The 13,165-nt window shown below is 53.6% G+C and carries 10 protein-coding genes; 2 read left to right on the top strand and 8 right to left on the bottom strand.

What is annotated here, in order from left to right; all coding sequences use genetic code 11:
* Nucleotides 1-124: 124 nt before the first annotated feature.
* Entirely contained in the window at nucleotides 125-2,620 is a 2,496-nt protein-coding gene (gene leuS / locus HMPREF2958_RS08840) for a leucine--tRNA ligase (protein WP_070697714.1), read from the bottom strand.
* A 364-nt stretch (nucleotides 2,621-2,984) separates the two neighbouring features.
* Between leuS and HMPREF2958_RS08835 the strand changes: the two genes are divergently transcribed.
* Together HMPREF2958_RS08835 and HMPREF2958_RS08830 are read left to right on the top strand one after the other, a co-directional pair.
* Nucleotides 2,985-3,956, top strand: a complete 972-nt coding sequence (locus HMPREF2958_RS08835) for an alpha/beta fold hydrolase (protein WP_070697712.1) — start codon at nucleotides 2,985-2,987, stop codon at nucleotides 3,954-3,956.
* Between the two features lie 16 nt (nucleotides 3,957-3,972).
* Nucleotides 3,973-5,118: a glycosyltransferase family 4 protein gene (locus HMPREF2958_RS08830; protein ID WP_070697710.1), complete on the top strand. Its 1,146-nt coding sequence runs from the start codon at nucleotides 3,973-3,975 to the stop codon at nucleotides 5,116-5,118.
* Between the two features lie 45 nt (nucleotides 5,119-5,163).
* Here the strand turns inward: HMPREF2958_RS08830 and HMPREF2958_RS08825 are convergent, their stop codons facing one another.
* The 7 genes from HMPREF2958_RS08825 to mihF all read right to left on the bottom strand — a co-directional run bounded on the left by HMPREF2958_RS08825 (nucleotide 5,164) and on the right by mihF (nucleotide 13,050).
* On the bottom strand, nucleotides 5,164-6,264 hold the full coding sequence (locus HMPREF2958_RS08825; protein ID WP_070697708.1) for a hypothetical protein: 1,101 nt from the start codon (nucleotides 6,262-6,264) through the stop codon (nucleotides 5,164-5,166).
* Nucleotides 6,265-6,305: 41 nt separating this feature from the next.
* Entirely contained in the window at nucleotides 6,306-8,750 is a 2,445-nt protein-coding gene (locus HMPREF2958_RS08820) for a primosomal protein N' (RefSeq protein WP_070697844.1), read from the bottom strand.
* A gap of 17 nt (nucleotides 8,751-8,767) precedes the next feature.
* Nucleotides 8,768-9,973: a methionine adenosyltransferase gene (gene metK, locus HMPREF2958_RS08815; RefSeq protein ID WP_048754032.1), complete on the bottom strand. Its 1,206-nt coding sequence runs from the start codon at nucleotides 9,971-9,973 to the stop codon at nucleotides 8,768-8,770.
* Between the two features lie 148 nt (nucleotides 9,974-10,121).
* Nucleotides 10,122-11,450 carry a bifunctional phosphopantothenoylcysteine decarboxylase/phosphopantothenate synthase gene (locus tag HMPREF2958_RS08810; protein ID WP_070697706.1) on the bottom strand — a complete coding sequence of 443 codons (1,329 nt, stop codon included), beginning with the start codon at nucleotides 11,448-11,450 and terminating at the stop codon, nucleotides 10,122-10,124.
* Between the two features lie 19 nt (nucleotides 11,451-11,469).
* On the bottom strand, nucleotides 11,470-11,922 hold the full coding sequence (gene rpoZ / locus HMPREF2958_RS08805) for a DNA-directed RNA polymerase subunit omega (RefSeq protein WP_004004717.1): 453 nt from the start codon (nucleotides 11,920-11,922) through the stop codon (nucleotides 11,470-11,472).
* Nucleotides 11,923-12,075: 153 nt separating this feature from the next.
* Nucleotides 12,076-12,648 carry a guanylate kinase gene (gene gmk / locus HMPREF2958_RS08800; RefSeq protein ID WP_070697704.1) on the bottom strand — a complete coding sequence of 191 codons (573 nt, stop codon included), beginning with the start codon at nucleotides 12,646-12,648 and terminating at the stop codon, nucleotides 12,076-12,078.
* Nucleotides 12,649-12,702: 54 nt separating this feature from the next.
* A complete protein-coding gene (gene mihF / locus HMPREF2958_RS08795; protein ID WP_013399113.1) occupies nucleotides 12,703-13,050 on the bottom strand; it encodes an integration host factor, actinobacterial type in 348 nt (115 codons plus the stop codon).
* Between the last annotated feature and the right edge of the window lie 115 nt (nucleotides 13,051-13,165).

Raw genomic sequence — 13,165 nt, 5'->3', positions numbered from 1 at the left:
AATCTTAAAAATATGGCGATTTGCTATACCCGACTTTCTTATCATAGCTAAAAAGAATGGTGCCGCCGAAAGAAAAACCCGAAAAGTTTTCTTCCGGCGGCACCGCATCAACGTTTTGAAAACTCTAGATGACGATATTCACCAGTTTGGGGGCTCGCACAATCACCTTACGGATTTCCGAGCCTTCCACCAGCTTCGCGATAGTCTCATCCTCCAGGGCTTGTTTTTCAAGCTCAGCTTCAGAAATATCCTTTGATACCTCAAGGCGCGCCTTCACTTTGCCCTTGATCTGCACGATTGCGGTGACGGTATCATCCACGAGCAGGGATTCATCTACCTGCGGGAAACCTGCGGTCAGCACCGGGTTATTGTATCCCAGCGCGTGCCACATGTCCTCGGCGGTGTACGGCGCGTAGAGTGACAACAAGATTGCGATAGTCTCGGCGGCTTCGCGCACCGCAGGATCCGCTCCCCCAGGGCCCGAATCGATAGCCTTACGGGTAGCATTCACCAGCTCCATAGTCTTGGCGACCACCACGTTGAACTTGCCAGTGTCAAGAAGCTGTTTCACATCGTGTATGGTACGCGCCACCAGCTTGTGTAGGTTCGCATCGCCGGATGCCGCATCCACGCCAGGTTCGGAGGTAACGTCTTGAGCAATACGCCATGCGCGCGCCAAGAACTTCTGCGAACCGGCGGGTGAAACGTCCGCCCAGTCCACATCATCTTCGGGCGGCGAAGCGAAGATCATGGTGGTGCGCACCGCATCCACACCGAACTTATCAAGTTGCTCACCCAGGTTTACGCCGTTGCCGAGCGACTTCGACATGGCCTTACCGCCGTTGAGAACCTGCCCCTGATTCATGAGAGCTTTGAACGGCTCGCCGTGCTCAATCAGCCCCAAATCACGAATAACTTTCGTGAAGAAACGCGCATACAGCAGGTGCAGAATCGCATGTTCCACACCGCCCACGTACATATTGACCGCGCCCCATTCCCTGATCGCCTGCGGGTCGAAGGGGCCTTCGGCGTAACGGGGCGAAACATAGCGCAGGAAGTACCAGGAAGAATCCACGAAGGTATCCATCGTGTCGGAATCGCGGCGGGCGCTCTTACCGCACTGTGGGCAGGGAACTATAGCCCAATCATCGGCGGCAGCAAGGGGCGACTGTCCCTTGGGCGCCAGCTGCTCGCCACGCAGATTATCCGGCAACAGAACCGGCAGCTGTTCTTCAGGAACCAGCACCTCGCCACAGTCCTCACAGTGAATCACGGGAATAGGCGTGCCCCAGAAACGCTGGCGCGAGAGCAACCAGTCGCGCAGGCGGTAAATAACCTTACCTTCGCCGGTGCCGGCAGCCTCAACCAGCTCGGTAGCCTTCGCAATAGCCTCTGCCTTGGGAAGTCCGGTTAGTTCACCGGAGTTAATGAGCACCCCATCGCCCGCAGTGGCGATACCCGACTCGGCAGGGTCTTCCTCGCCCTCAACATCGAGTACCGTCACGATCGGCAGGTCGAATTTCTTGGCGAAGTCAAGGTCGCGCTGATCATGTGCAGGCACCGCCATAATAGCGCCGGTACCATAATCGGCAAGTACGTAATCGGAAGCCCACACCGGCAGCTTTGCGCCGTTCAGCGGGTTGATTGCGTAACGCCCAGTAAACATACCGGTCTTCTCACGTTCGGAAGACTGGCGGTCAATATCGCTGAGCGCCTTAATCTGCTCGCGGTAGTCTTCTAGCGCCTGTGCCTGATCGGGTGTCACAATTTTCTCGGCAAAAGTCGAGTCAGCGGCAACAACAATAAAGGTTGAACCGTAGAGGGTATCTGGGCGGGTGGTGAAGACCGTGAAGGATTCGGCAGGCTGCGCCTCGGTAGCCTCAATCTCGAAGCGAACCTCAGCACCTTCGGAACGCCCAATCCAGTTCCGCTGCATCAGCAGAACACGTTCGGGCCATTTGCCCTCAAGCTGCTCCATATCGTCAAGAAGCTGCTGAGCGTAGTCAGTAATCTTGAAGTACCACTGATTCAGCGATTTTTTGGTAACCGTGGTGCCGCATCGTTCACAGGCACCGTTAACCACCTGCTCGTTCGCGAGCACGGTCTGATCTTTGGGGCACCAGTTCACCATTGAGTCTTTGCGGTAGGCCAGGCCCTTCTTATAGAACTGCTCGAAAAGCCACTGGGTCCACTTATAGTATTCGGGGTCTGAGGTGTGCAGGCGTCGATCCCAGTCCACGGCGATAGCGTAGCGTTTGAAAGATTCTGCCTGCGTGTCAATATTTTTGTAGGTCCACTCTTTTGGGTGGGTACCGTTCTTGATAGCAGCGTTTTCTGCGGGCAAACCGAAGGAATCCCAACCGATAGGGTGCAGAACATCGTAGCCGCACTGCTTGTAGTAGCGGGCATTCATGTCTCCAATAGCAAACGCTTCTGCGTGGCCCATATGCAGGTCACCTGAGGGGTACGGAAACATGTCTAGCACATAGCGGCGACCTTTCGCGGCGTTGCCGGTTGGTTTGAAGACACCCGTTTCTTCCCAGTAGGGGCGCCATTTCGCTTCCTGTGCACGGAAGTCATATGCATTCTCGGTGCGTTCGGTCTCTACCTCAGCAGACACTACGATTCCTTTGACGTTTGATTTTCGCTAACCAACCTATTCTAGCGTGTACCCACAAAGGTTTCTTGATGTATTCATAAACTCACGAGTTCCCGTTTCATATCGTGGATGCCCCGCCGCCCCGCCAGCCTCGCTTTCGTTTCCCCCAGGAGTAACCCTGCGCGTATAAACCATTTTCAGCCGTATACGATGAAAAACTCTGAATATTGTTTGACTTTTCATCTAAATCTCCAGCACCTACACAGAAATTCCACGTACACTGAGAGAACTCATTGTGTGCGTAAGCCGGTTTACGCACGCCCTCCGTGAATCTCTCTCAGGGATTTACAGTGACCGAGCCCGCAACACACGAAAGGCACCCGCCGTGGCATCACCCAGTACCGTTCTTGAAAGTGTGCCGGGGGCACTCATCCCGGGCACCAGATTTGAAATAGAGCTGTTTGGGGCAACTACACGGTATTGGCAGTACGGTGCGGGCATGAACACCGGCGTTTTTCCCTCCGAATGCTCTCCAAAAATCCTGCTGATTCACGGGTTCCGCGGCGATCATCACGGGCTTGAGATAATTGCGAACAGGCTTCTGAAACTCTTACCCGAAGCTAGTATTATCAGCCCCGACCTGCCAGGTTTCGGACGTTCAGAAGACCTGCCCATGACTGTTTCTTTACAGGGCTATACCGCATGGTTGCACGCGCTTATTGGGCAGATAAACCCTGTATGCCCTGATGGCTCTGATATTCACGTGGTAGGGCACTCGTTTGGATCTATCGTAACCGCTGCTTATGCCGCTGAATATCCGCACGGACTTGACCGCCTAACGCTCATTAACCCCATTAGCGAGCCCGCACTCGAAGGGTCACAGAAGATTGCTTCGCGGGCGGCATCGTTTTATTATCGCGTGGGTGCGGCGCTTCCCGAAAAAATTGGTTATCCATTGCTGCGTTCACAACTGATTACCCGTGTGACGAGCGAGCTGATGATGCGCACCCGCGAACCGGACATGCGCCGCTTTATCAATAACCAGCACGCCGCCTATTTTGGGTCTTTCGGATCGCGTAAGGGTGTTTTGCAGGCTTATGAGGTTTCGATTTCGGCAACTGCCGCCGAGTTTGCCCCGCAGATTCAGGTTCCCGTGCAGATGCTTGTTGCCGAAGACGATGATTTGGGTACCCCACAGACGGCACGCGCCATGTTTGCCGCGCTTAAGGGGCGCCCGCACCCCCCTGGTGAACGTTTTGAGATGATTCCTGAGGTTGGGCATTTGATTCATTATGAGACGCCTACAGTGGCGGCAGGTTTGATTGCAGAATTCACGCACGAAGATTTTACGGTGTAATCCCAAGGAGAATCCTATGAAACTTATGGTTGACGCCCGTTATACACGCATTGGCTTTCACGACGGCATTAGCCGGTATACCGCTTCGCTGTTGGGCGCGTTGAAGGATTTGATGGATTCCGGTGCCTCCGAGGTCGCCGATCTGCAGTTGGTGATGGTGATTAGTGATGAACGCCAGCTGCAGATGCTCCCGGATTTGCCGCATGTGAAGATTTGTTCGCCGACCGGCCCCTTAGAACCGACTGCGGCTCTTCAGCTCAATAAGTACAAGCCGGATGTGGTGTTCTCGCCTATGCAGACGATCGGTTCGGTGGGGCGCAAGTTCAAGCTGGTGCTGACCCTGCATGACCTGATTTATTATGCGCACCCAACCCCTCCGGGGTTTTTGCCTGCACCGGTGCGTGCTGGGTGGCGGCTGTTCCATAAGAGCTATACACCGCAGCGCATGCTGCTGAACCGGGCAGATGCCGTGGTGACGGTTTCGGAGTCTACGGCGCGGCTAATTCGTGAGCACCGGTTGACAGAGAAGCCGCTACACGTGGTACCGAACGCGCCGCAGCCGGGGTCGGTGGTGAGCGAAGATGAGGCCCTGCGCCGTGCGAAGTCACGGGCTGAGGGCGCGAGCAGGCACCTGGTGTATATGGGCTCGTTCATGCCGTATAAGAATGTGGAGACACTGCTGTACGCCATGCGTGAGCTGCCGGAGTACACGCTGCATTTACTGTCAAAGATGCCGGATGCGCGCCGCGCCGAACTTGAGGAACAGGGGTTGCTCTCTTCCCTGGCGGCAAGCTCGAACGTGGTGGTGCACAACGGGGTTTCCGATGAAGAGTATGCGGAACTGTTAGAATCTGCGCATGCACTGGTGACGGCTTCACGAGCCGAGGGATACGGCCTGCCCGTGGTAGAGGCGCAGGCTGCAGGCTGCCCCGCCGTGATTAGCGATATCGATATTTTCCGCGAGATCGCCCCGCACGCCGTTTTCGCTCCTGTAACCGAAGACCCGCAGGCAGCTGCACCCGCCTGGGTTGAGGCGATCCGTTCCCTCGAAGACGAAACGGTACGCGACCGCATCATCCTCGAAGGCTTGCAGGATGCTTCACACTACTCGTGGCGCGACTCGGCGTTGAAGCTGGTGAGGGTTTTGAGGGGTGACAAATAATCAGAATATCTCAATATACCTATAAAGAAGCACAACACAAGATTATTAAATCGAAATATCCCAGATTGTTTTTTCTTTGATTCCTAGCTCATCTTCTAATTTATCGACCGTCAATATAGCTTTTTTATCCAGATATCCTTGATCTCGTTTAGAACGTTCAAAAAATTCTCTCGTTCTATATTCAAAACATTGTAAATCCTTATTTTTATATTTATTAGACAATCGGAGATTTGCTGCCATAAAATTACTTACATTATTATTATCAATAAATAGATATTTATTCTTGATTCCTCTACGGAAAACTACTGGGTCTTTATTTTCTGTAATTAAAGCTAAATTTTTATTTTTCAAATATTTCTTGACCGGTAAAAACGAAAAACCACCTTCCAATATGTTCATAAAATAGCTATCCCAAGCCCCATTCCAACAATCTTGAGCTAGATCCTTAGGAGATGAAACGTTATTCCCTCTATACTTTATAATCTTCTTAACTTTCCCAGATGATGCATTATCTCCAAAAAGTAAGGTAGCAGCCATCCATGTAACATAAGCACTAAGACGTCCAAGGTCATCCATAGACCAGTCAATAAATTCTTCATACATAACTTCAGGGTCCCCGCCTTGTCTATATATATCTACTAATTTAAGAATAGACCCATATAATCCAGGCATGTAATGGTTTCGCACAATAATACTACTCTTAAGAATATCGAATGGATATTGCGGAAACTTGAAGTCATTAGATGATAAATTATACATATTCATACCTCTTAAATTTTTAACACTATTGGTATATTCTATTAATGGCCTATTACCCTCAAGTTGACGTATTATTTTAGAGTAACCAGTGTTTGATACCGAATCAAATATATAGTTAAATTTATTATATCGATTTAAATCAAATTCTCCAGTACGAGAAATGCAACTTTCGGTGATCGACAATGAGGGATTTAATTGTATATTATAGTCCCTTATCCTTTTAAATAGATCTAATAAGTCATCTCGTCTTTTATTTCTATTTTGTATACCAGGTTTCGCAAAGAATTCCTTCCCTAAATTAATCATGAAATTTGAGTCAGTAAATATTACCCCAACATTATTGGGATATTCCATTTCTTCCCAAGGGGTTATGATAGAGTAAGACAATTTGATTCTCCTTCCATATAGAACCTATCAGATATTTAGATTTATAACACATCCAGCCCATCACAGCGGACCTGCACCGCTCCGACACGCTTTAGCGCTGAGAGTGCCGCACGCACGGAGCGTAACTCGTGGGTAACCTGTGGTGCTTGAGCGTAGGAGAAGAAGAGAATAGCGCGCCAGTCGCCGGGAACCGCATCCTCGGTTCCTGAGGGTGAAAGCTCAGATATATCCCCCTCTCCCCCGCTCTCGACACCGGCAGATTGATGTGTAAAGTAATCTTCATCCAGCGGTACAGGCCCGGTCACCCGAACACCTTCCGGCAGGTTCAGCTCCGCCAGGAACGCCTGAACATCATCCTCAATACCCGTAATAGCCGCTGTGCGTACCGCCGGGGGCAAACCGATCTGCGACCGCTCATCCAGCTCGTACAGCGCAAACCATGTGGGGTCCCACCGAACCAACGCCTGCTCCACCGGCGATGGCGAGGCAGTCGTTACTACAACCCCACCCTGAGCCGCAGAACGCACCAGCGCGGCCGCGTTAAACCAGCGCCGTAACGCGGCCTCCGGGGCACGCAAAGAATCAAAACGAAGCATAGAATCGGCATCCAAAAGCAACGCGGCCGCATAACCGCCGAACGCCACAGGCTCAGCCCCCGGGGTCGCCACAACCAGCACAGGTTCAGCACCCACCGAAGCACGCACATGATCCCCCGCCGAAGAAATCACCGGGACACCCCGGAAGGCGCGCCCTAACTCCTCCGCGGTACGCAAAGCCCCCACGGTACCCGAACGCCACTGATCATACCCGCACTCCGCACACCGCCACTGCTGTGCCAAACGCCCGCACCACGAACAACTCGGCACCGAGGCACCCACCGCTAACGAGAGTGGCCCCCGGCATGTATTACAGCGCGCGGGCATACGGCACCGCTGACACGAAAACGACGGAACATAGCCGCTGCGCGCAACCTGCACCAACACCGGGCCATGCTGCAGAGCCACACGCGCACGCTCAAACGCCAACCGAGGAATACGCGCCACAGCCGCCAACGGGTCACGCGCCAACTGGTAGTCATTGCCCGTCGAAAAAATGCGCGGCGAAAACTCGTGCACCGTCGCCCGAGGTGCCCGCACATGCGAAGCCCACCGGGTGCGTACCAATCGTGCCGACTCACTGCTCATCGCGTACCCGGCGAACAGCGCCGCCGCATCCGTTGCCTGAGCGCGCAATAACAGCACATCGCGCGCGTGACAATAGGGCGAACGGCGCTCCACAAGCGAAGAATCGCCGTCATCCCAGCACACCACCAGCCCCAAATTGGCAACAGGCGCGTATGCTGCCGCACGAGTGCCAATCACAATAGGCACCAGCCCCAAACGCGCCTTCAAATAGGCGTGATACCGGCTATGCGGTTTATCGCTTGAACTCAACCGAACATAAGCACCCGCTGGCACCCGACGTTTCAGCGCGGACTCAAGCCTGTCGAGAGTCTTCTGATCGGGAGCAACCGCCAAGGCACCACGGCCATTCGCAGCCGCCGTTACCACGGCAATAGCCAGTAGCTCAGCCCAATCAAACTCAGGATGCGCGGGCAGCACATTCATGACCGCACGCGCCGGAGACCCAGCCGCCAGATCCTCTAAAAACTCAGCGCCATTCTCATAATCGCTAAAGGCACGGGAGTCTTCCGCCGAAACCTGAGCGGCAGGCGGGTGAAGCTGGTAGGGCGCGAAACCGCCCAAGAGGAAACCGCGAATATCATCGGTTAAAGAGGGCGAACCACTGGTCGGTAATTCCTCGGAAACTTCCTCCTGCGGCTCGTGGTCGGTATCTAAGCCATCTTCGGCGACCGATTCAGAAGTGCTGTCTTCCGCCTTATCGGAGGTTTCATCAGATCCTTGCGGCAGACCCATAAGCTCGGAGAATGTGGGCAAAAACTGCGCGTACTGTTTATCAAGAGATGCCACACGCGGCGTCACCGCAAGCCGCAAAACATTCGCTACCGTTGAGGCATACCGATCGGCAAGTGCCTCTGCAAGGTCAAAGATTTCGGCAGAAACCGCAGGGATCCGAGACAGAACCGATAAAAGCGGCTGCAGTCCCTTAGCAACATCGGTTGTTTCGGCGCGCTCCGCAATAAAACCCGTAACCCGCTGCGAGCCGAACCGCACACGCACCCGAGCGCCGGGAACTGCATCTTCGCTCAGCTCAGCGGGAACCTGGTAGTCAAAGGTACGGTCAAGATGCGGCAGGGTATTATCCAACCGAACCCGCGCCACCGGATACGGAACCCCGCTCTGAGCAAGCTGCCGATGCACATCAACCGGCTCAGGCTCGGGAGGAATCAGGGCGTCGCGAAGAGCAGGAAATCCCTGCAACAGATCAGGCTGTTGCAGGGATTCCTGCTGAGCGGGCTCAGAAGCCGAAGCATTCATCGGCGAAGTATCGGTAGGGTTCTGAGCATCCGCGTCATTGGGCTGCATACTCGCAGGTTCACGCATTAGGATGCTGAAACCGCCGAACGCAGAGCCTCAACACGGTCCAAGCGCTCCCACGTGAACTCGGGTTCATTGCGGCCGAAGTGACCGTGAGCCGCGGTCTTTTTATAGACGGGTCGGCGCAAATCAAGGTCATTGATAATAGCCAACGGGCGCAGGTCAAAGACCTCACGCACGGCCTTCTCAATCTTGAGAGGATCAACCTTTTCGGTTCCGAAAGTCTCAACGTACAGGCCCACAGGTGCCGCCTGCCCAATAGCGTAAGCGACCTGAACCTCAGCACGGTCGGCAAGACCAGCGCCCACAATATTCTTGGCGACCCAACGCATGGCGTATGCCGCAGAACGATCAACCTTCGAAGGATCCTTGCCCGAGAACGCACCGCCGCCGTGACGAGCCGAACCGCCATAGGTATCAACAATAATCTTGCGACCGGTCAAACCGGCATCGCCCACGGGACCACCCTGCACAAAACGACCGGCAGGGTTCACAATAAACTTCGTGTTCGAGCTATCAAACTCGGCGGCGTCCAGAACCGGAGTAATCACGTGTTTGATAATATCCGCACGCAAATCCGCTAAATCATAATCGGCGGTGTGCTGGCTAGAAACCACCACGGTATCAACCGAAACAGGCTTATTATCGGCGTCATACCCCAAAGTAACCTGAGTTTTGCCGTCCGGGCGCAGGTTCACCAGCGTACCGTTTTTACGAACATTCGTCAGACGCTCCGAGAGACGATGCGCCAGCCAAATCGGTGCAGGCATCAATACATTCGTCTCGTTCGAAGCGTACCCGAACATAATGCCCTGGTCGCCCGCGCCCTGGCGGTCATAATCATCAACCGCGATACCGCTGCGAGCCTCTAAAGACTCATACACACCAGCATTAATATCGGGTGACTGCTCGCCAATTGATACCGATACGCCGCAGAATTCACCATCGAAACCGCGGGTCGATGAATCGTAGCCAATACCTAGAATAGTTTCACGAACGATCGATGGAATCTCAACATAGCTTGAGGTTGTCACCTCGCCAGCAACATGAACCTGGCCGGTTGTCACCATTGTTTCGACAGCAACGTTCGCGGTGGAGTCCTGCGCGATAATGCCGTCAAGAATCGCATCAGAAATCTGGTCACAAATTTTATCGGGATGCCCTTCAGTCACCGACTCGCTGGTGAAAAGGCGTAGATGGTTATTACTCACGGTTTCTACTCTACTAGGTTTGGGGCACGCGGGATACAGTACCCAAGGATGTGAACTCGTGTATCAATTATGACAGAACGTTACACAGGCTCGGAGGGAGGAAGTCACAAACTTAATCGGCTGCACCTTAGGCGTATTTGTGCTTTTCTCAGGGCTTTACATACTGTGCAAGAGTGCGCAATATCTGATCGGAAACTACCTGTTTAGAGCCTGAAAAAACAGGTTCCCGATCTGTGAGCGAAGAGAGCAACGTAATCGTATTATCATCGGTTCCGAAACCCTGATTTACGCCCACCGTGTTGAGAGCCAGAAAATCACACCCCTTACGCGCCAGTTTCTCGCGCCCAAGCTCAAGCGGGGTTCGCTCAGCTGACCCAGTCTCTGCGGCAAAACCTACAATCAAGTGCGCACCGGTACCTGTCTTCTGTCGAAGATCCACGACTTCACGCAGAATATCCGGGTTGCGTACCAGCTGAATCGTGGGAGCGTCCGAAGAATCTGCGGTCTTCTTAATCTTGTACTCGGCGTATTCGGCAGGCCGAAAATCTGCAACCGCTGCAGACATAATAAGCATATCGGCGCTGTTCTGAGCTTCCAGCACGGCATCGTGTAGTTCACGGGCACTCACCACTCGGGTTACCTGTACGCCCTCGGGCTCGGGGACTTCAAGATTAGCGCCGATTAGATGTACCGATGCTCCCAGATCACGCGCAGCCTGTGCCAAAGCTACACCCTGTTTACCTGTTGAGCGGTTACCCAAAAAACGTACCGGATCCAAGGCCTCACGGGTGCCTCCCGCCGTAATCACAATGCGTTTCCCCGCCAAAATTCCAGGCCCGGGCTCAACACCTAATACAAATGAGCTGCTAGGCTCTTCCGCCGAGCCAGGGTGAACCGGACGTGTGGGCGTATATCCTGGAATCTGCGAAGGGTGCTGCTCCCCCTTCGGGAACTCGGCAATTACGCGCTGCGCCGCCTCAAAAATATCTTCCGGCTCCGGCATGCGGCCCACCCCCGAGTCGGGACCCGTTAGACGCCCAACCGCCGGTTCAATCACGTGATACCCAAGTTCGCGCAAAGCCTGCACATTCGTTTGCGTTGCCGGATGCTCCCACATCTGAGTGTGCATAGCTGGAGCCATAATCACCGGCGCGTGAGTAGTCAGTACCGTAGCAGAGAGCAAATCATCGCAGCGCCCCGCCGCCAACCGAGACATCAAATCGGCGGTCGCCGGTGCTACAACAATCGCATCCGCTAGTTCGGCCTGGCGAACATGGTTAACCTCAGGAACACGCTCAAAAACGCTCGTGGAAACCGGGTTTCCGCTCAGGGCCTCAAAGGTAGCTTTACCCACAAATTCCAGGGCAGCTTCGGTGGGCATGGCAATAACCTCATGCCCATCTTTTGCGAAAAGACGAAGGAGCATTACCGCTTTATACGCGGCAATGCCCCCTCCAATACCAACGATAATGCGCATGGGTATTTATAAACGTCCCTTACTCAGCGGAGTCGTCAATAACAACCTCTTCAAGAGCAATAACCTCTTCGGTACCGGCAGGAATGTACTCCTCCTCGATAGCACCGAAATCGGCGTCGCCCAGACCTAAGGATGCGAATTCCTCAGGAACCAGGTAACCGTCTTCGTTGAAGTGCCCATCCGGCACGTGATCGGCAACAATCTGATCTGCCATAATTTCACGCATTGCAACCGAAAGAGCCTTGTCATTAGCCTCAGACTCAACCAGAGGACCAACGTGGTCGCCCGCGCTCTCCTGCAGATTCGCGTAATAAGCGTTAATCTGGCGAGCACGACGAGCACCGAAAATCACCAGCCCGTACTTAGACTCAGCCTTCTGAATCAGCGCATCCGCGCTGGGGTTCACAATCCCCTCGGGAGCTACGCCATCAACGAAGTTGTAGTCTTCGTGCTCTTTGATTTCGTTTACCACAGAAACTCCAATATGTTGTCTTTGTACACTGCTGACATTCATGTACACGAACTCAGCCAAAACTAAAGCAATATTCTACCGCTAAACTCGGTAAAAATCACGTACCCTAACGAGAAAGCACAGTAATACCCGGCACGCCGCCCAAATACGTACCTATGCTTCAGCAGATTCAGCGCCCACGATGTGCGCAATCTCCTGCGCCGCGCGCTCTACCGAATCATTGACCACGGTTACGTCGAACTCGCTTTCGGCCTCAAGCTCGATTTTGGCGGTCTCAAGACGCCGCTGCTGTTCCTGCTCTGATTCAGTACCGCGCCCCACCAATCGAGACACGAGCTCATCCCAGCTGGGCGGTGCCAAGAAAATCAGCTGTGCCTCCGGCATAGACTCCCGAATCTGCCGAGCCCCCTGAAGATCAATCTCAAGGATTACTGGGCGGCCAGCATCTAGAGCTTCCTGAACCTTAGCACGTGGAGTACCGTATTTATTCTTACCGTGCACCACCGCATACTCAAGCATCTGTCCGTCAGCGATCATCTGATCAAATTCCTCATGCGAGACAAAAAAGTAGTGCACACCCTCTTCTTCGCCGGGGCGAGGGTCACGAGTAGTTGCCGAAACGGAAAACCAGACGTTCGGATAGTGCTCACGAATATACTGGCAGACGGTTCCCTTACCCACGGCGGTGGGACCAGCCAGAACGGTAAGTCTAGGTTGAGCAGTCATCGGGTTCTCCCTGCGGTGTGATGTAATAATGCGTATTTTATTCGGCGGCGAGAACTACCGACCGTTGCGGCGGCGTGTATGCCGAACATTGCGGTTAAAATACTCCACCATTTTACGGCGTTGATGCACGCCAAGACCGCCCAAACGACGGGTCGGCGCGATCTGTAGCTCTTCCATAATTTTCTCGGCACGAACAGCACCAATTCCCGGAAGGGCACGGAGCATTTGATCAACAGGCATCTTTGCAAGAGCTTGGTCGTCATCGACCAGATCGAGTACCTGACGTACCGACAGCTCACGGGTAGAAAGTGCCTGCTTAACTTCCTGGCGGCGAGTACGGGCAAGCAACGCCTTTTCACGTGCTGATGCACGCACCTCATCGGTTAGCGGCGTAATCGGCATGGGGTCTCCCATCAAGCGATATATGTATATAAATCAGCGTTCTTACGTTTTCTAACTTAGCATGTTGCACTGTAAAACGATGAACTGAGGTTCGTAACGTAAAGCCTTTCAGACT

Source organism: Rothia sp. HMSC036D11 (assembly GCF_001814205.1).
In the GTDB taxonomy this organism is placed as follows: domain Bacteria; phylum Actinomycetota; class Actinomycetes; order Actinomycetales; family Micrococcaceae; genus Rothia; species Rothia dentocariosa.
The sequence above is the reverse complement of the archived record's forward strand: the minus strand, read 5'-3'. Positions and strand labels throughout refer to the sequence as shown.